The organism is Streptomyces sp. NPDC000983, from assembly GCF_040299205.1.
Lineage (GTDB): Bacteria > Actinomycetota > Actinomycetes > Streptomycetales > Streptomycetaceae > Streptomyces.
This window is the reverse complement of the sequence record NZ_JBEPBM010000013.1, coordinates 177700-194925: the sequence shown is the minus strand read 5'-3', so window position 1 is coordinate 194925 and position 17226 is coordinate 177700. Positions and strand designations below refer to the sequence as shown.

General features: G+C 71.8%; 16 protein-coding genes and 1 pseudogene. 7 read left to right on the top strand and 10 right to left on the bottom strand.

Annotated features, from left to right (window positions below):
* Nucleotides 1-5 precede the first annotated feature (5 nt).
* Nucleotides 6-1457 carry an LCP family protein gene (locus ABT296_RS17695; protein WP_502977271.1) on the top strand — a complete coding sequence of 484 codons (1452 nt, stop codon included), beginning with the start codon at nt 6-8 and terminating at the stop codon, nt 1455-1457.
* A 13-nt stretch (nt 1458-1470) separates the two neighbouring features.
* Here ABT296_RS17695 and ABT296_RS17690 read toward each other — a convergent pair whose 3' ends face one another.
* A complete protein-coding gene (locus ABT296_RS17690; RefSeq protein ID WP_351928165.1) occupies nt 1471-2028 on the bottom strand; it encodes an acyl-CoA thioesterase in 558 nt (185 codons plus the stop codon).
* A 119-nt stretch (nt 2029-2147) separates the two neighbouring features.
* Here ABT296_RS17690 and ABT296_RS17685 point away from each other — a divergent pair, with 119 nt between their 5' ends.
* Nucleotides 2148-3425, top strand: coding sequence for an LCP family protein (locus tag ABT296_RS17685; RefSeq protein WP_351928163.1), 1278 nt, complete (start codon nt 2148-2150; stop codon nt 3423-3425).
* A 74-nt stretch (nt 3426-3499) separates the two neighbouring features.
* Here ABT296_RS17685 and ABT296_RS17680 read toward each other — a convergent pair whose 3' ends face one another.
* The gene (locus ABT296_RS17680) at nt 3500-4657 is read right to left on the bottom strand and encodes an acyl-CoA dehydrogenase family protein (RefSeq protein ID WP_351928161.1); all 1158 of its coding nucleotides are present in this window, start codon (nt 4655-4657) and stop codon (nt 3500-3502) included.
* Between the two features lie 189 nt (nt 4658-4846).
* Between ABT296_RS17680 and ABT296_RS17675 the strand changes: the two genes are divergently transcribed.
* A complete protein-coding gene (locus tag ABT296_RS17675; RefSeq protein ID WP_351928159.1) occupies nt 4847-6190 on the top strand; it encodes a UDP-glucose dehydrogenase family protein in 1344 nt (447 codons plus the stop codon).
* A 196-nt stretch (nt 6191-6386) separates the two neighbouring features.
* Here ABT296_RS17675 and ABT296_RS17670 read toward each other — a convergent pair whose 3' ends face one another.
* On the bottom strand, nt 6387-6887 hold the full coding sequence (locus tag ABT296_RS17670) for a CGNR zinc finger domain-containing protein (RefSeq protein WP_351928157.1): 501 nt from the start codon (nt 6885-6887) through the stop codon (nt 6387-6389).
* A 109-nt stretch (nt 6888-6996) separates the two neighbouring features.
* On the opposite strand from ABT296_RS17670, the gene ABT296_RS17665 reads away from it, so the two are divergent.
* Together ABT296_RS17665 and ABT296_RS17660 are read left to right on the top strand one after the other, a co-directional pair.
* Nucleotides 6997-7356 (top strand): VOC family protein, encoded by a 360-nt coding sequence (locus ABT296_RS17665; protein WP_351928156.1) that lies wholly within the window; start codon nt 6997-6999, stop codon nt 7354-7356.
* A 16-nt stretch (nt 7357-7372) separates the two neighbouring features.
* Nucleotides 7373-7764, top strand: a pseudogene (locus ABT296_RS17660) (VOC family protein).
* A gap of 25 nt (nt 7765-7789) precedes the next feature.
* Here the strand turns inward: ABT296_RS17660 and ABT296_RS17655 are convergent.
* From ABT296_RS17655 to ABT296_RS17635, 5 genes are all read right to left on the bottom strand, one after another.
* Nucleotides 7790-8953 carry a dipeptidase gene (locus ABT296_RS17655; protein ID WP_351928154.1) on the bottom strand — a complete coding sequence of 388 codons (1164 nt, stop codon included), beginning with the start codon at nt 8951-8953 and terminating at the stop codon, nt 7790-7792.
* Between the two features lie 97 nt (nt 8954-9050).
* Complete coding sequence (locus ABT296_RS17650) at nt 9051-9410, bottom strand: MerR family transcriptional regulator (RefSeq protein WP_351928235.1); 360 nt, start codon at nt 9408-9410, stop codon at nt 9051-9053.
* 116 nt (nt 9411-9526) lie between these two features.
* Nucleotides 9527-10714, bottom strand: coding sequence for a dipeptidase (locus ABT296_RS17645; protein ID WP_351928152.1), 1188 nt, complete (start codon nt 10712-10714; stop codon nt 9527-9529).
* Complete coding sequence (gene purE, locus ABT296_RS17640) at nt 10711-11232, bottom strand: 5-(carboxyamino)imidazole ribonucleotide mutase (RefSeq protein WP_351928150.1); 522 nt, start codon at nt 11230-11232, stop codon at nt 10711-10713. Before purE ends, ABT296_RS17645 begins: the two co-directional genes overlap by 4 nt.
* Nucleotides 11229-12368 (bottom strand): 5-(carboxyamino)imidazole ribonucleotide synthase, encoded by a 1140-nt coding sequence (locus tag ABT296_RS17635; RefSeq protein WP_351928148.1) that lies wholly within the window; start codon nt 12366-12368, stop codon nt 11229-11231. The genes purE and ABT296_RS17635 overlap by 4 nt, the downstream gene beginning before the upstream one ends.
* Nucleotides 12369-12497: 129 nt before the next feature.
* Between ABT296_RS17635 and ABT296_RS17630 the strand changes: the two genes are divergently transcribed.
* On the top strand, nt 12498-12986 hold the full coding sequence (locus ABT296_RS17630) for a GtrA family protein (protein WP_351928146.1): 489 nt from the start codon (nt 12498-12500) through the stop codon (nt 12984-12986).
* A gap of 250 nt (nt 12987-13236) precedes the next feature.
* On the opposite strand, the gene ABT296_RS17625 is transcribed toward ABT296_RS17630, so the two are convergent.
* Both ABT296_RS17625 and ABT296_RS17620 read right to left on the bottom strand, forming a co-directional pair.
* Nucleotides 13237-14505, bottom strand: a complete 1269-nt coding sequence (locus ABT296_RS17625; protein ID WP_351928144.1) for a sensor histidine kinase — start codon at nt 14503-14505, stop codon at nt 13237-13239.
* A gap of 27 nt (nt 14506-14532) precedes the next feature.
* Nucleotides 14533-15210, bottom strand: coding sequence for a response regulator transcription factor (locus ABT296_RS17620; protein WP_351928142.1), 678 nt, complete (start codon nt 15208-15210; stop codon nt 14533-14535).
* A gap of 503 nt (nt 15211-15713) precedes the next feature.
* On the opposite strand from ABT296_RS17620, the gene ABT296_RS17615 reads away from it, so the two are divergent.
* Nucleotides 15714-17210 carry an oligopeptide:H+ symporter gene (locus tag ABT296_RS17615; protein WP_351928140.1) on the top strand — a complete coding sequence of 499 codons (1497 nt, stop codon included), beginning with the start codon at nt 15714-15716 and terminating at the stop codon, nt 17208-17210.
* The last annotated feature ends 16 nt before the right edge of the window (nt 17211-17226 follow it).

The following is a 17226-nucleotide window of genomic DNA, read 5'->3' as shown; positions in this document are numbered from 1 at the left end:
TCGCCGTGCCCGCATCCCCCGCGTCCCGTCCCCCTCAGCGCCGCAGACGTCCGCCGCGGCCGCCCGTGCCGCGCAGACGCAGGCCGCGCTGGGCCATGCGGGCGGTGACGACGCTGTCGGTGGTGGTGCTGGCGGCCGCCGGCATCGGGCACGCGGTGGTGACCAGCCTGGACGCGGACATCGCGCGGGTGGACCCGTTCAAGGACATGAAGAACCGGCCGCGCGCCGGGCACGGGATGAACGTGCTGCTGGTCGGCACGGACGGCCGGGACCGGATCTCGCAGGCCGAGCGGCGCGCGTACCGGCTGGGCGGGGCGCCCTGCCACTGCACGGACACGGTCATGATCGTGCACATTTCGCAGGACCGGAGGCGGGCCAGTGTGGTGAGCCTGCCGCGCGACTCGTACGCGATGACGCCGCCCCACCTCGACGCCACCAGCGGCAAGCGGCACCACGGGCATCCGCTCAAGCTGAACGCGGCGTACGCGGAGGGCGGGCCGCAGCTGACGGTGCGGACGGTCGAGGCGATGACGAAGGTGAAGATCGACCACTATCTGGAGGTCGACTTCACCAGCTTCATGAAGACCGTGGACGTGCTCGGCGGGGTGAAGATCTGCACGACGCAGCCGCTGAAGGACTCCTACACCGGTCTCGACCTGCCCGCCGGGACCCACGACCTCAAGGGCGGCGAGGCGTTGCAGTACGTCCGGGCGCGGCATGTGGACGGGGCCTCGGACCTGGGGCGGATGCAGCGCCAGCAGCGTTTCATGGCGGCGCTGGTGGAGCGGGCGACGTCGTCCGGGATCCTGCTGAACCCGATGAAGTTCCGGGACGTGACCCGGGCGGTGCTGGGGTCGGTGCGGGCGGACAAGGGGTTCGGCACGGACGAGCTGCTCGACCTCGGGCGGGCGATGCGGAACTTCTCGCCGTCGTCGTCGGAGTTCACCACGGTGCCGATCGGGCGGATGGGCTACGTCGTCAAGGGCGTCGGTTCGACGCTGCGCTGGGACCAGGAGAAGGCGGCCGGCCTCTTCGCCGCGCTGCGCGAGGACCGTCCGCTCGCCACGCACCGCAGCAGGAGCGACGCGGTGACGGTGGACGTGGCGCCGCAGCAGATCCGGGTGCAGGTGGAGAACGGCACCGGGACGGCGGGGCTGGGCAAGCGGGTGGACGCGGCGCTGGCGTCCACCGGCTTCCGTACCAGCCGGATGCCGGTGAACGCCGAGGAGCGGACGGTGCGGCGGACCGTGGTGGCCTACGACCCGCGCTGGGACCGCTCCGCCAAGTCACTGGCGACGGCCCTGCCGGGCAGTGAGCTGCGGGCGGTGAAGGGGCTGGGCGCGACCCTGAAGGTGATCGCGGGCTCGGACTTCGAACGGGTCCGCAAGGTCCGCGCGACCGCCCCGGCCCAGGGCGGGTCCGGGGTGGTGCGGGGCGACGAGGTGGGGTGCAAGTAGGCCCCCTCGGGGGCTAGTCCTCGATGCCGTCCGCCGCGCGCTTCGCGCGCAGTTCCATGATGGCCCGGCGGCGGGCCAGGCGGTGGGTGCGGCGGATCTGGGCCTCCTGGCAGCGGCGCTCGTCCCGCTCGGTCTCCGGGAGGACCGGGGGGACCCGGCGGGGCTTGCCGTCGGCGTCCACCGCAGCGAAGACCAGATAGGCCGAGCCGACCTGGGTGGGCGCGGTGGACTCGTTCCAGCGCTCCGCCAGGACCCGGACGCCCACCTCCATCGAGGTCCGCCCCGTCCAGTTGACCTGTGCCTTCACATGGACCAGGTCGCCCACCCGCACCGGCTCCAGGAACGCCATCTCGTCCATGGACGCCGTCACGGCGGGGCCCCCGCTGTGCCGGCCGGCCACGGCGCCGGCGGCGTCGTCGACCAGCTTCATGATCACACCGCCGTGCACCGTACCCAGGAGGTTGGTGTCGTTGTGGGTCATGATGTGGCTGAGGGTGGTGCGGGACGCGGAGGTCGGCTTACCCGGGATGTCCGAGGTGTCCGCTTCCGCTGTGGGGACCTGTTCTGTCATGGCCTCCACCTTATGCCGGGGCCCGGGACGTCGGACTTTGTGTTGGGTTCGCAACAGCCGTGCTGCTATTTCCGCCGGACCCTGTAAGACGCACAGCCGTTCCCTGCACACTGGGGCGCATGAACAACTGGCCTCAGGGATGGTCCGACGACAACCGCGGCAGCGGCTACGGCAGCGCCGACGCGCAGCCGGAGGGCGCGCGCGTCATGCGGCAGGTCCGTCGCGGCCCGGCCGCGCCCCAGGGCGGGGGCCAGTCGGCACCGCCGTACGGTGTGCCGCCCCAGCAGTCGTACGGCGACGACCGGGGCCAGGACGGCTACGGCGGCGGTTACGACAGCGGGTACAACACCGGCCAGGTCTACGGCTCGCCCCCCGGTGGCGGCGACGACGGCTACGGGCCGGGCGGGCAGCGGCCCGCCCCGGACTGGCGGCGCCGGATCAAGTGGACCGCGATCACGGTCGTCACCGTGCTCGTGGTGACCACGGTCGGCACCTACTTCTGGGCCGACTCCAAGCTCAACCGCGAGGTCGACCTGTCCAAGGTCATCGACCGGCCGGAGGCGGGCGAGGGCACGAACTACCTCATCGTCGGCTCCGACAGCCGCGCGGGCATGTCCGCCGAGGAGAAGAAGAAGCTGCACACCGGCTCCGCCGAGGGCAAGCGCACGGACTCGATGATGATCCTGCACACCGGCGACAACGGCCCCACGCTGATCTCGCTGCCGCGCGACTCGAACGTGGAGATCCCGACCTTCGTCGGCTCGGAGTCCGGCAAGACCTACGAGGGCACGGGCCGGCAGGTGAAGCTGAACGCCGCCTACGCCGAGGACGGGCCCGAACTGCTGGTGCGGACGGTGGAGTTCAACACCGGCCTGCACATCGACCACTACGTCGAGATCGGCTTCGCGGGCTTCGCGAACATCGTGGACGCGGTCGGCGGCGTGGAGATCGACATCCCGCAGGACATCAAGGACACCAAGTCCGGCGCGGACCTGAAGAAGGGCAAGCAGACCCTGAACGGCGAGGAGGCGCTCGCCTTCGTCCGTACCCGGTACGCGCTGGCCGGCTCCGACCTGGACCGTACGAAGAACCAGCAGAAGTTCCTCGCGGCGCTGGCCAACCAGACCGCGACGCCGAGCACCGTGCTGAACCCCTTCAAGCTGTACCCGACGATGAGCGCGGGCCTGGACACCCTCATCGTGGACAAGGAGATGGGGCTGTTCGACCTGGCGTCGATGTTCTGGGGCATGAAGGGCGTCACGGGCGGCGAGGGCAAGTCCATGAACATGCCGATCTCCGGCTCCACGGGCGGCAACCTCGTCTGGGACAAGGCGAAGGTGAAGAAGCTGGTCGAGCAGCTGAACAACGACGAGCAGGTCACCGTCTCCGGCAACTGACGGGCGACGGGCAGACCACGAGAGGGGCCCCCGGCGTGACGCCGGGGGCCCCTCTCGTCGTGGTCGTGGCGGCGTTACGGCAGGTTGCGTGCCATGACGATGCGCTGGACCTGGTTGGTGCCCTCGTAGATCTGGGTGATCTTGGCGTCGCGCATCATGCGCTCCAGCGGGTAGTCCCGCGTGTAGCCGTACCCGCCCAGCAGCTGCACCGCGTCGGTGGTGACGTCCATCGCCACGTCCGAGGCGAAGCACTTGGCCGCCGCGCCCAGGTAGGTCAGGTCCGCGTCGCCCCGCTCGGAGGCAGCCGCCGCCTGGTACGTCAGCGCGCGGGCCGCGGAGATCTTCATCGCCATGTCCGCGAGCATGAACTGGATGCCCTGGAAGTCCGCGATCGGCTTGCCGAACTGCTTGCGCTCCTGGACATAGCCCTTGGCGTAGTCCAGCGCGCCCTGCGCGATGCCCAGCGCCTGCGCGGCGATGGTGATCCGGGTGTGGTCCAGGGTCTTCATCGCGGTGGCGAAGCCCGTGCCCTCCTCGCCGATCATCCGGTCCGCGGGGATGCGCACGTTGTCGAGGTAGACCTCACGGGTCGGGGAGCCCTTGATGCCCAGCTTCTTCTCCGGCGCGCCGAAGGAGACGCCCTCGTCGCCCTTCTCCACCACGAACGCGGAGATGCCCTTGGAGCGCTTGGTGGGATCGGTCACCGCCATCACGGTGTAGAACTCGGAGACGCCGGCGTTGGTGATCCAGCGCTTCACGCCGTTGAGGATCCAGTGGTCGCCGTCGCGGACCGCCTTGGTCTTCATGCCCGCCGCGTCCGAACCCGCGTCCGGCTCGGACAGGCAGTACGAGAACATGCCCTCGCCCCTGGCGAGCGGCGCCATGTACTTCTTCTTCAGGTCCTCGGAACCGGAGATGATCACCGGCAGCGAGCCCAGCTTGTTCACCGCCGGGATCAGCGACGAGGACGCGCACACCCGCGCCACCTCCTCGATCACGATCACCGTCGCGAGCGCGTCGGCGCCCGCGCCGCCGTACTCCTCCGGGACGTGCACGGCGTGCAGATCACCCGCGACCAGCGCATCGTGCGCCTCCTGCGGGAACCGCGCCTCCTCGTCCACCGCGGTGGCGAACGGCGAGATCTTCGCCTCGGCCAGGGAGCGGACGGCGTCGCGGAGCATGTCGTGCTCCTCGGACGGGCGGTACAGGTCGAAGTCAGCCGATCCGGCCAAGGTCTCTCACGCTCCAAAGACGCTGTGATGCTGGCGCTAATTACCGTTAAGTAACTCAAATTTTATGCCTCCGCCCACGCCGGTGATACGTGAGCTTGGCGACAGCGGGAAACGGCCCGGTGGGGAGCACTCCCGTGCCCCGACTATGCTCGGGCCCGCACCGCCGCCGTACCACTCAATGGAGTACCCATGGCCCTCAGGATCACCGTGATCGGCACCGGCTATCTCGGCGCGACCCACGCCGCGGCCATGGCAGAGCTCGGTTTCGAGGTTCTGGGGCTCGATGTCGTGCCCGAGAAGATCGAGATGCTCCAGCGGGGTGAGGTCCCGATGTTCGAGCCGGGTCTGGAGGAGCTGCTGCGCAAGCACGTCGCCGGCATCGAGGGCTCCACCGGGCGGCTGCGCTTCACGATGGACTTCGCCGAGGTCGGCGCCTTCGGCGACGTGCACTTCGTCTGCGTGAACACTCCGCAGCGGCACGGCGAGTACGCCTGCGACATGAGCTACGTCGACGCGGCCTTCGCCTCGCTCGCCCCGCACCTGCGGGAGGCGGCGCTGGTGGTCGGCAAGTCGACGGTGCCGGTCGGTTCGGCGGACCGGCTCGCCGACTACCTCGCCGAGCACGCCCCGGCCGGAGAGGGCGCGGAGCTGGCCTGGAACCCGGAGTTCCTGCGCGAGGGCTTCGCCGTGAACGACACCCTGCACCCCGACCGGATCGTGGTCGGCGTGCGCAGCGAGCGGGCCGAGAAGCTGCTGCGCGAGGTGTACGCGACGCCGCTGGGCGAGGGCACGCCCTTCGTGGTCACCGACTTCCCGACGGCCGAGCTGGTGAAGACCTCGGCGAACTCGTTCCTCGCCACGAAGATCTCCTTCATCAACGCGATGGCGGAGGTGTGCGAGGCCGCGGGCGGCGACGTCGCCCGGCTCGCGGAGGCCATCGGGCACGACGACCGGATCGGGAAGAAGTTCCTGCGGGCCGGCATCGGCTTCGGCGGCGGCTGCCTGCCGAAGGACATCCGCGCCTTCATGGCCCGCGCCGGTGAGCTGGGCGCCGACCAGGCGCTGACCTTCCTGCGCGAGATCGACTCCATCAACATGCGCCAGCGCGGCCAGATGGTGGAGCTCACCCGGCAGGCGCTGGGCGGCGGGGCCTTCCTCGGCAAGCGGGTCGCGGTGCTCGGCGCGACCTTCAAGCCGGACTCCGACGACGTACGGGACTCGCCCGCGCTCAACGTCGCCGGGCAGATCCACCTCCAGGGCGGGCAGGTCACCGTCTACGACCCCAAGGGCATGCCCAACGCCCGCCGGCTCTTCCCCACCCTCGGCTACGCCGACTCCGCGGTGGAGGCGGTGCGCGGCGCCGACGTGGTGCTGCACCTGACGGAGTGGCGCGAGTTCCGCGAGCTGGACCCGGCGGCGCTGGGCGCGGTCGCGGCGGACCGGGTCGTCCTGGACGGCCGCAACGCCCTCGACCCGGCCCTGTGGCGCGCGGCGGGCTGGACGTACCGGGCGATGGGGCGGCCGACGGCCTGAGCGGGGCGCCCTGATCCGGGGGCGCCCGACGCGAGGCGCCCGATCCGAGGGCGCCTTCGGGGCTCCGCGGGCCCGGACCGAGGCGACGCCGCTTCGGCCGAGGCTCAGTCGGCCGAAACGGCGTCTGCCCGCATTCTGCCGCACGCCGGGGCGCCGCGGCCCAGGAGTGCTCAACCGGCACTCCCGTCCCGCCCCGCTACCTGGCCCGGTACCGGCGCATCTTGGCCCGCGCCCCGCACACCTGCATCGAGCACCAGCGGCCGCGTCCGGCCGGGCTGCGGTCGTAGTACGCCCAGTGGCAGTCGGCCGCCTCGCACGCCTTCAGCCGGTCCCAGGTGCCGGCGACCAGCGCCTCGGCGACGACCGAGGCGACCCGGGAGGCGAGGGTGGGCGGGCCCGCCGGGGTGAGGACCGCCGAGCCGTCACCGGCGTCGAAGGCCAGGCGCAGCGGGGCCGGCGCGAGCAGGTCCGTCAGCGGGGTCACCGTGCGGTGCGCGGGGTGACCGGCGTGGGCCAGCAGGGTCGCCCGCAGTGACTCGCGCAGCTCACGGGCGGCCGTCACCTCGTCCTGCCGCAGCCCCAGGGCGTCCCGGCCCTCCGGCGTGTCCAGCCGGTCGGCGCCCGATTCCAGGTCCAGCGTGTTGACCAGTACCTGGACCAGTTCCAGTCCGCCGGGTGCGGGCGAGCGCGCGTTCATGGTTGCGACGTTACCCCCAATGCGGGACCATGCAGTAACGGCGTTACCGCATGAGGCGTTTTTCCAGTAACGCCGATCCTCCAGTAGCACCGATCCGAGGAGCAACGTCATGGCTCTCGCCCGACTGGACGTCGTCGTCCTGGACTGCCCCGACCCCCGCGCCCTGGCCGGCTTCTACGCCGGTGTCCTCGGCGGCACCGTGGAGGGCGAGGACGACTGGGTGGACCTCAAGGCGCCGGGCGGACTTCAGCTGGCCTTCCAGGCCGCCCCCGGCTTCGTACCGCCCCAGTGGCCCTCGTCCGGGCATTCCCAGCAGTTCCACCTCGACCTGGCCGTCGACGACCTGGACGCGGCCGAGAAGGGCGTGCTGGAGCTGGGGGCCCGGCCGCTCGACACGGAGGACCGCTCGCGCTCCTTCCGGGTCTACGCCGACCCGGCGGGGCACCCCTTCTGCCTGTGCGCCTGCTGAGCCGGGAGGAGGCGCGATGACCGTCGCCCGTTTCCGTTCCGTCGTGGTCGACTGCTCCGACCCGCTCGCGCTCGCCGGGTTCTGGGCGGCGCTCCTGGGCGGCACTCCTGACGTGCAGGACGAGGACTGGGTGGTGCTGGAGGCGCCGGGCGTGCCCCGGCCGGCCTTCAACCGCGAGCCGGGGTTCCGGCCCCCGGCCTGGCCCCGGAGGGCGGGGACGCCCAGCAGTTCCACCTCGACCTGGACGCCGGGGCGACCTGGGCGGAGGTCGACGCGGCGGAGAGCCGGGTGCTGGAGCTGGGGGCCCGGCTGCTGCGGCGGGAGCGGGACCCGGTGACCGAGGACGCCCGGGTGTTCGCCGACCCGGCGGGGCATCCGTTCTGCCTGTGCCGGATCGACCACCCGTGAGCGGGCGCGGGCCCCGGGCCCGGTGTCAGCCGTCCAGCTCCGCGATCCGTGCCGTGGACGCCTCCCGGCGCTGCTGGGCCGCCCGTGCGGCGGAGTCGGCGCTGCGCAGCACCCGCTGGACGTTGCCCCAGGTCAGCAGGGCCAGGTCGGTCTCGGTCCAGCCCCGGCGGAGCAGCTCGGCGACCAGCAGCGGATAGCCGGAGACGTCGCCGAGGTCCTGGGGGTGGGCGGTGCCGGCGTCGTAGGTGCCGGACAGGCCGACGCAGTGTGGGCCCGCGACCGAGCGGACGTGGTCGAGGTGGTCGGCGACGTCGCGGACCGACGGCCCGGTCTGCTCGGCGGTCAGCGGCACCATGCACAGGCCCTTCGCCGCGCCCAGCTCGGCGAGCAGGTCGTCGGGGAGGTTGGCCGGGTGCGGGCGCAGCGCGCGGGCGGCGGAGCGGGTGCACAGGACCGGCGCCTTGGAGGTGGCCAGCGCGCGGCGGATGGTCTGCTCGGAGGCGCCGGAGAGGTCGGCGAGCATGCCCAGCCGGTTCATCTCGCGCACCACTTCCTCGCCGAAGCGGGTCAGCCCCGCCTCGCTGGCCCAGGAGGTGCCGGCCAGGGTGAGCACGCGCAGTCCCAGGCCGTGCAGCACCCGCAGGACGGCGAGGGAGTCGTCCAGCGCGGCGGCCGTGGCGGGGCCCAGCAGGACCGCGACCCGGCCGCAGTTGCGGGCGTCGATGACCTGGCCGGCGGTACGGGCCGGGCGCAGGCCCTCGGGGTGGGCGGCGACGACCGTGCGCACCAGGTCGAGCTGTTCGAGCGTGGCGGCGACGGCCCGGTCGGCGGCCAGCCCCTCGGGCAGGTGCAGCGCGCAGAACAGCGCCCCGACCCGGCCCTGGCGCAGCCGCGGGAGGTCGGTGTCGACGGCGCCCTCCCCCAGCTCCAGGTCGTACCAGGGCAGGTGGCGCAGGACCCAGGGCAGTCCGTTGTAGCCGTCGGCCACGGGGTGCGCGGCCAGTACGGCGTGGGCGCGCTCCAGGGGTCCGGCGTCGGGGTCGGCGGGGTCCGTGGGCGGCAGGGGCGGCAGGGGCGGCAGGGGCGGCAGGACGGAGCGGGGGTCGGCGGGGTGGGGGTCGGCCAGGGGCAGGTCGTCGAGCGGGGGGACCTCGGCGGCGGGATGCAGGTCGTCCTGGAGATCTGCCATGGCGTGCTCCGTACGTGGCGCGGTGTCGCTGTACGGTCACCGTCGCACGCGGCCGGACGGCCTTCCTGGTGGACGGGGCGTTCGGGGGTCCGCCGGTTCAGCTACCCCCGGCGGCCTCGATCACCTCGTCGAGGGTCTCCCGGGACCGCTCCAGGTCGGCGATCATCCGGTCCAGGCGTTCCCGTTCCGCGGTGAGGTCCTCGACCAGGCGGGGCGTGGCCGCCGCCGAGGGCCCGCCGTCGGTGTCGCGCATACAGGGCAGCAGGTGGGCGATGCGGGCGCTGTGCAGTCCGGCCGCGAACAGCTCCTGGATCCGCACGACCCGGTCCACGGCCGCCTCCGGATAGTCGCGGTGCCCGCCGGGGGTGCGCTCGGCGGGCAGCAGCCCCTGGGTCTCGTAGTAGCGCAGCGACCGCTCGCTCACACCGGTGCGCCGGGCCAGTTCGCCGATCCGCATGACCACCCCCGCCTCGAAGCCCGGCATCCCCGCGCGGATGCCGGGTTCCACGGTACGGGCCGCGCGGGCCGCGGGCGGGGCCTCCGGCCGGACCGGCCGCCCCGCCCGCCGTCCGGTCAGCCGTCCAGCGCCTCGATGGTGGCGTTGGAGGGCCCGCACGCGGCCTGCAGACCTCGTGCGACGTCCTCCGCGGCGCTCAGCACCCGTACGGAGTTCTTCCAGGTCAGCTGGGCGAGGTCGGCGTGGGACCAGCCGCGGTCCAGCAGCTCCGCGATCAGGTGGGGATAGCCAGAGACGTCGTCGAGGCCGTCCGGGGTGAAGGCGGTGCCGTCGTAGTCGCCGCCGATGCCGAGGTGGTCGATGCCCGCCACCTCGCGCATGTGGTCGAGGTGGTCGGCCACGGTGGCGACCGTCGCGACCGGGCGCGGGTTGCGCTCCTCGAAGGCACGGTGCACGACCATCGCCTCCGCGGTGGTCTCCAGGTGGTGGAAGCCGTGGGCGCGCATGTTGTCGTCCGCCGCGGCCGTCCAGTCCACCGCGGCCTGGAGCACGAACTTCGGCACGAACGTCACCATCGCCACGCCGCCGTTGGCGGGCAGCCGCTCCAGCACGTCGTCGGGGATGTTGCGCGGGTGGTCGCAGACGGCGCGCGAGGAGGAGTGCGAGAAGATCACCGGCGCCGAGGTGGCGTCCAGCGCGTCGCGCATCGTGGTCGCGGCGACATGGGAGAGGTCGACCAGCATGCCGAGCCGGTTCATCTCCCGCACGACCTCGCGGCCGAACGCCGACAGACCGCCCACCGCGGGCTCGTCGGTCGCCGAGTCCGCCCAGTCGACGTTGTCGTTGTGGGTCAGCGTCAGATACCGCACGCCGAGGGCGTACAGGCCGCGCAGGGTGCCGAGGGAGTTGGCGATCGAGTGCCCGCCCTCCGCGCCCATGAGGGAGGCGATCCGCCCCTCCCGGCGCGCGGCCTCCAGGTCGGCGGCGGTCAGCGCGGCCCGCAGGTCGGCCGGGTGGCGGTCGATCAGCTGCCGTACGCAGTCGATCTGCTCCAGCGTCGCCGGGACCGGGTCCGGCAGGTCCGAGCGGACGTACACCGACCAGTACTGCGCCCCGACCCCGCCCGCGCGCAGGCGGCCGAGGTCGGTGTGCAGGTGTGCGCTCTGGTCGGTGGCGATGTCACGGGCGGCCAGGTCGTAGCGGACCTGCTCGCGCAGCGCCCAGGGCAGGTCGTTGTGCCCGTCGACCACGGGGAACTCGCGCAGCAGCTCGCGGGCCGCGTCCAGGGAACCCACGGCGGTCACTTCCCGAAGCCGAAGCCGCCGGACCCCTCGACCTTGGTGCGCAGCCGCCTGCCCTTCTCGGTGGCCTGGTCGTTCAGCTCCTGCTGGAACTCCCGCATCCGGCCGAGCAGCTCCTCGTCATGGGTGCCGAGGATCCGGGCGGCGAGCAGACCGGCGTTGCGGGCGCCGGCGACCGAGACGGTCGCGACGGGGACACCGGCCGGCATCTGCACGATGGAGAGCAGGCTGTCCATGCCGTCCAGGTACTTCAGCGGCACCGGCACGCCGATGACCGGCAGCGGGGTGACGGAGGCGAGCATGCCGGGCAGGTGGGCGGCGCCGCCGGCGCCGGCGATGACCACCTTCAGTCCGCGCTCGGCGGCCTGCTCCCCGTACGCGACCATCTCGCGCGGCATGCGGTGCGCGGAGACGACGTCGACCTCGTACGCGATCTCGAACTCGTCGAGCGCCTGCGCGGCGGCCTCCATGACCGGCCAGTCGCTGTCCGACCCCATGACGATGCCTACAAGCGGGCTCATTCGGTGATCGTGCCTCTCAGGTAGCCGGCAGCGTGACGGGCGCGCTCCAGCACGTCGTCCAGGTCGTCGCCGTAGGTGTTGACATGGCCGACCTTGCGGCCGGGCTTCACGTCCTTGCCGTACATGTGGATCTTCAGCCGCGGGTCGCGGGCCATGCAGTGCAGATACGCGGAGTACATGTCCGGGTAGTCGCCGCCGAGGACGTTGACCATCACCGTCCACGGGGCGCGGGGCCGCGGGTCGCCGAGCGGGAGGTCCAGGACGGCCCGCATGTGGTTGGCGAACTGGCTGGTGATCGCGCCGTCCTGGGTCCAGTGGCCCGAGTTGTGCGGGCGCATCGCCAGTTCGTTGACGAGGACGCGGCCGTCGCGGGTCTGGAACAGCTCGACGGCGAGGTGGCCGACGACGCCGAGTTCCTTGGCGATCCGCAGGGCCATCTCCTCGGCTTCGAGGGCGAGGCCGTGGTCGAGGTCGGGCGCCGGGGCGATGACGGTGTCGCACACGCCGGCGACCTGGCGGGACTCGACCACCGGGTAGGCCACGGCCTGGCCGTGCGGGGACCGTACGACGTTGGCGGCGAGCTCGCGGACGAAGTCGACCTTCTCCTCGGCGAGGACGGGCACGCCGGCCTTGAAGGGGGCCTCGGCCTCCGTCTCGTCGTCGACGACCCACACGCCCTTGCCGTCGTAGCCGCCGCGCACGGTCTTCAGGACGACGGGGAAGCCGTCGCCCTCCGCCGCGAAGGCCGCCACGTCCGCGGGGTCGGTGACGATGCGGTGCCGTGGGCAGGGCACGCCGATGGCGTCCAGCTTCGCCCGCATCACCCCCTTGTCCTGGGCGTGCACCAACGCGTCGGGGCCGGGGCGCACGGGGATGCCGTCCGCCTCCAGGGCCCTGAGATGCTCGGTGGGTACGTGTTCGTGATCGAAGGTGATCACATCGCACCCGCGCGCGAAGTCACGCAGCGTGTCCAGGTCGCGATAGTCGCCGAGGACGACGTCGCTCACCACCTGGGCCGCGGAATCCTGAGGGGTGTCACTGAGGAGCTTGAACCTGATGCCCAGCGGGATGCCAGCCTCGTGTGTCATACGAGCGAGCTGGCCGCCGCCGATCATGCCGACTACCGGGAACGTCACACCCCTAGCGTATCGGCCGTACGGGAGCGGCCGGTTTCCGCTGCCTGTGTTCCGGTCCACAGGCAGCGGCGCGGGCGGGTGGTTAGCATGGCTTGGTTGAATAAACCGACTGACGGGGGCTTTCACTCCATGGGACGTGGTTCCTCCGATCTGGTGCGACGCCTGTGGCGCGAGGCCGTGAAGTTCGGCGCCGTGGGCGGAGCCGGCCTGCTCGTCAACCTGGGCGTGTTCAACCTGGTCCGCCATGTGACCGACCTCCAGGTGGTACGGGCCAGCGTGATCGCCACCGTGGTGGCCATCGCCTTCAACTACGTGGGCTTCCGGTACTTCACCTACCGCGACCGCGACAAGAGCGGGCGGACCAGGGAGCTGACCCTGTTCCTGCTGTTCAGCGGGGTCGGACTGGTGATCGAGAACGGTGTGCTGTACGCGGCGACGTACGGATTCCACTGGGACACCCCGCTGCAGAGCAACGTCTTCAAGTTCCTCGGCATCGGCATCGCGACCCTGTTCCGCTTCTGGTCCTACCGCACCTGGGTCTTCCGCACCCTCCCCACCCCCACCCCGAAGACCCCGGCCCACCCCCGCACTCCCCAGCCGGCCGGCCGACAGCCGTAGCCCCCCACCGAACCCGCACCAAACAACGACGCCCAGGCCACCCCCTAAAGGGGCGCGGGGAACTGCGCGACAAGCCCCCACCGAACCCGCGGCAAACAACGACGCCCAGCCACCCTGATAGGGGCGCGGGGAACTGCGCGACAAGCCCCCACGCGGCCGCACCCGAACACGCACCCCCCACCCCAACAGGGCCGCGGGGAACTGCGCAACCGCCCACAACAGGCGCCGCACCCCGAACAACCCGCGGCGCCTACCGCACCGTGGGCGACGCCTCCGCCGCCCGAGCCGCAGCCGTACGCGACAGGAACAGCCCGAACACCGGCGGCGCCGCCTGCAACATCTCCAGCCGCCCCCCGTCCGCCTCCGCCAGATCCCGAGCCACCGCCAACCCGATCCCCGTGGAGTTCCGCCCGCTGATCGCCCGCTCGAAGATCCGCGCACCGAGATCCGCCGGCACCCCCGCCCCCTCGTCGGTGACCTCGATCACCGCCTGGTTCCCGGTGACCCGGGTCCGCAGGGCCACCGTGCCGCCCCCGTGCATCAGCGAGTTCTCGATGAGCGCCGCGAGCACCTGCGCGACCGCCCCCGGCGTGCCCACCGCCTCCAGGTGCCGCTTGCCGGAGCTGACGATCGCCCGCCCCACTCCGCGGTAGGCGGGCCGCCACTCGGCGAGCTGCTGCTGGATGACCTCGTCGAGGTCGAAGGTGACGGCGGACCCGGTACGCGGGTCGCGGGAGTTGGTCAGCAGCCGCTCGACGACGTCGGTCAGGCGTTCCACCTGGGTGAGCGCGATGGTCGCCTCCTCCTTCACCGTCTCGGGGTCGTCGGTGAGGGTGATCTCCTCCAGCCGCATCGACAGCGCGGTCAGCGGGGTGCGCAGCTGGTGCGAGGCGTCCGCGGCGAGCCGCCGTTCCGCCGTGAGCATCCGGGCGATCCGCTCCGCGCTGGCGTCCAGCACGTCCGCGACCCGGTCCAGTTCGTGGACGCCGTAGCGCTTGTGGCGGGGCCGCGGGTCGCCGGAGCCGAGGCGCTCGGCCGTCTCGGCGAGGTCGGTGAGCGGGGACGCGAGCCGGTTCGCCTGCCGCAGGGCGAGCAGGACCGCCGCGATCACCGCGAGCAGCGCCACCGCCCCGATGATCAGCAGGGTCCGCCCGACCTCGCGGGTCACCGTGGAGCGGGGCTCCTCGACGGTGACCGTCTCGCCCTCCTCGCCCGTGCGGCTGGCGCTGATGGTGTCGCCGGTCGGCTTGGCGCCGATCGCGATGGGCCGCTCCCCGGGCACCCGGATCACGGCGTACCGGTCCTTGGGCACCTGGTCGCGGAGCATGTCCGCGGTGACGGCCCCGGTCGCGATCAGCCTGCTGTCGACGATGGACGCGAGCCGCACCGCCTCGGAGTCGACCCGCTCCTGGGCGGTGCTGCTGATCGTGCGGGTCTCCACGATGACCAGGGAGACCCCGAAGACGGCGATCACCACGAGCACCACGGCGAGCGTGGACTGGATCAGTCGGCGGCGCATGGCCCCGTCCTACTCATCGCGCAGGGCTCAGCTCTTCTCGAAGCGGAAACCGACACCGCGGACCGTCGCGATGTAGCGGGGGTTCGCCGCGTCGTCGCCGAGCTTCTTGCGCAGCCAGGAGATGTGCATGTCGAGGGTCTTGGTCGACGACCACCAGGTGGTGTCCCAGACCTCGCGCATCAGCTGGTCGCGGGTGACCACCCGGCCGGCGTCCCGGACCAGGACCCGCAGCAGGTCGAACTCCTTGGCGGTGAGCTGGAGCTCCTCCTCGCCCATCCAGGCCCGGTGCGACTCGACGTCGATGCGCACCCCGTGGGTGGCCGGCGGCTGGGGCGGTTCGGCGGCACCGCGCCGCAGCAGGGCCCGGACCCGGGCGAGCAGTTCGGCGAGGCGGAACGGCTTGGTGACGTAGTCGTCGGCGCCCGCGTCGAGGCCGACGACGGTGTCCACCTCGTCGGCGCGCGCGGTCAGGATGAGGATCGGGACGCTGTGGCCCTCGGCCCGCAGCCGCCGCGCCACCTCCAGACCGTCCATGCCGGGCAGTCCGAGGTCGAGCACGACCAGGTCGACACCGCCCTGCATCCCGGCCTCGAGCGCCGTAGGTCCGTCCTCACGCACCTCGACCTCGTACCCTTCCCGGCGCAGTGCGCGGGCCAGCGGCTCCGAGATGGACGCGTCGTCCTCGGCGAGCAGTACACGGGTCATGAGCTGATGGTAGTCCGCCGGGCGCACGAGCCGGGATGGGACGGCCGGGAGTGATTCACACCTCCCTCTCACCCCCCTCTTACCGTGGTACAGACCATTGGTCCGGAGGTGTAATCCTGTGGTGACCTTCGAAAGGCCGTGCGCGGTTCCGGTGACACCTGTGATCCGTGTCTCAAGTCCTTCCATTTCAGACGCTGTCCTGCCGTATGGTGATTCAACGCCTGTAGCACCGCGAGGCCTTCGGCGACACATCCGACGCTGAGGGTCTCTTTCGCGTGCGGGCCGGTTCGCGCCGGCCTTCGAAAGGAATGACCTGTGGCCGGGCCCCACCGCACACCGTCGCGCGTGGGGCGTGGATCCCGGTGGTCGGCGTCCGCCGCTCCGTGACCCGGAGCGGACTCCCCTGGGCGTGGGGTGGACGGGCGCCGACCTCGCCGGTGCCGGCCGCCCCCCACCGGGCGCGCGACGCTCCAGCAGCGCGTCCCGACCAGCAAGGAACGACCATGGCGTCCAGCCTGACGAAGGACTCGGCCCGACCGGGCACCCCCGGTTCCGAGAGGACCTTCTTCGGCCACCCCCGCGGACTGGCCACTCTCTTCATGACCGAGATGTGGGAGAGGTTCTCCTACTACGGCATGAGGGCCCTGCTCCCGCTGTACCTCGTGGCGCCGGGTGGCCTCCACCTCGACGCGGCGACGGCGACGGCGATCTACTCCGTCTACGTGTCGCTCGTCTACCTGCTCGCCATGCCCGGCGGCTGGTTCGGCGACCGGGTCTGGGGTCCGCGCAAGACCGTCGCGGTCGCCGGCGCGGTGATCATGCTCGGCCACCTCACGCTGGCCCTGCCCTCCTCGGGCACCTTCTTCGCCGGGCTCGGCCTGGTCGCGATCGGCTCGGGTCTGCTGAAGGCCAACATCTCCACGATGGTCGGCCACCTCTACGACGGCCCGGACGACCCGCGCCGCGACGGCGGCTTCACCGTGTTCTACATGGGCATCAACCTGGGTGCCTTCGCCGCTCCGCTGATCATCGGCACCATCGGCGAGAACGTGAACTGGCACCTCGGCTTCGCCCTCGCCGCGCTCGGCATGGCGCTCGGCCTGGCCCAGTTCCTGATCGGCAGCCGCAACCTCGCCGCGCGCTCCAGCGTCGTCCCGACGCCGCTGTCCGCCGCCGAGAAGTCCGCCACCCTGCGCAAGGCCGCGATCTGGGCCGGAATCGCCGTGGTCTTCTACGCGATCGTCGGCTTCTCCGGCCACTACACCCTGAACTGGATCCTCGTTCCGCTGACCCTGCTCGGCGTGATCATCCCGACGATGGTCCTGGTCCGCATAAAGCGCGACAAGGACCTGGACCGCACCGAGCAGAAGTCGATGTCCGCGTACATCTGGTTCTTCGTCGCCGCGGCCGTCTTCTGGATGATCTACGACCAGGGCGGTTCGACCCTGTCGATCTTCGCCGACGCCTCCGCCGAGAACTCGGTCCTCGGCTGGGAGTTCCCGGTCTCCTGGTACCAGTCGGTCAACCCGGTGCTGATCATGGCGCTGGCCCCGGTCTTCGCCTGGTTCTGGCTCGCGCTGAACCGGCGCGGCAAGGAGCCCAGCACGGTCGTGAAGTTCGCCTCGGGCCTGGTCCTGGTCGGCGCGTCCTTCTTCCTCTTCCTCGCCCCGCTGTCGATCGCCGAAGGCGGTCACAAGGCGGCCGCGATGTGGCTGGTGGCGATCTACTTCGTCCAGACCGTCGGTGAGCTGCTGCTGTCCCCGGTGGGTCTGTCGGTGACGACGAAGATGGCGCCGGCGAAGTACGCCTCGCAGATGATGGGTGTCTGGTTCCTGGCGGTCACCGCGGGTGACGCGACCACGGGTCTGCTGTCCATCGCCGGGGTCGACCTCAACAAGACCGGGGTCGTCGCCCTGGAGGCCACGCTCGCCGTGGCGGCCGGTGTGGCGGTGTGGATGTACCGCAAGCGGGTCAAGGAGCTGATGGGCAGCGTCAACTGACGCGTGCTCCAGGCTG

Bases quoted from the DNA above. Each gene is read 5' to 3' on its own strand.
- ABT296_RS17690 (WP_351928165.1), bottom strand. From the start codon at position 2,028: ATGACAGAACAGGTCCCCACAGCGGAAGCGGACACCTCGGACATCCCG.
- ABT296_RS17685 (WP_351928163.1), top strand. From the start codon at position 2,148: ATGAACAACTGGCCTCAGGGATGGTCCGACGACAACCGCGGCAGCGGC.
- ABT296_RS17675 (WP_351928159.1), top strand. From the start codon at position 4,847: ATGGCCCTCAGGATCACCGTGATCGGCACCGGCTATCTCGGCGCGACC.
- ABT296_RS17670 (WP_351928157.1), bottom strand. From the start codon at position 6,887: ATGAACGCGCGCTCGCCCGCACCCGGCGGACTGGAACTGGTCCAGGTA.
- ABT296_RS17665 (WP_351928156.1), top strand. From the start codon at position 6,997: ATGGCTCTCGCCCGACTGGACGTCGTCGTCCTGGACTGCCCCGACCCC.
- ABT296_RS17655 (WP_351928154.1), bottom strand. From the start codon at position 8,953: ATGGCAGATCTCCAGGACGACCTGCATCCCGCCGCCGAGGTCCCCCCG.
- ABT296_RS17650 (WP_351928235.1), bottom strand. From the start codon at position 9,410: ATGCGGATCGGCGAACTGGCCCGGCGCACCGGTGTGAGCGAGCGGTCG.
- purE (WP_351928150.1), bottom strand. From the start codon at position 11,232: ATGAGCCCGCTTGTAGGCATCGTCATGGGGTCGGACAGCGACTGGCCG.
- ABT296_RS17630 (WP_351928146.1), top strand. From the start codon at position 12,498: ATGGGACGTGGTTCCTCCGATCTGGTGCGACGCCTGTGGCGCGAGGCC.
- ABT296_RS17625 (WP_351928144.1), bottom strand. From the start codon at position 14,505: ATGCGCCGCCGACTGATCCAGTCCACGCTCGCCGTGGTGCTCGTGGTG.
- ABT296_RS17620 (WP_351928142.1), bottom strand. From the start codon at position 15,210: ATGACCCGTGTACTGCTCGCCGAGGACGACGCGTCCATCTCGGAGCCG.
- ABT296_RS17615 (WP_351928140.1), top strand. From the start codon at position 15,714: ATGGCGTCCAGCCTGACGAAGGACTCGGCCCGACCGGGCACCCCCGGT.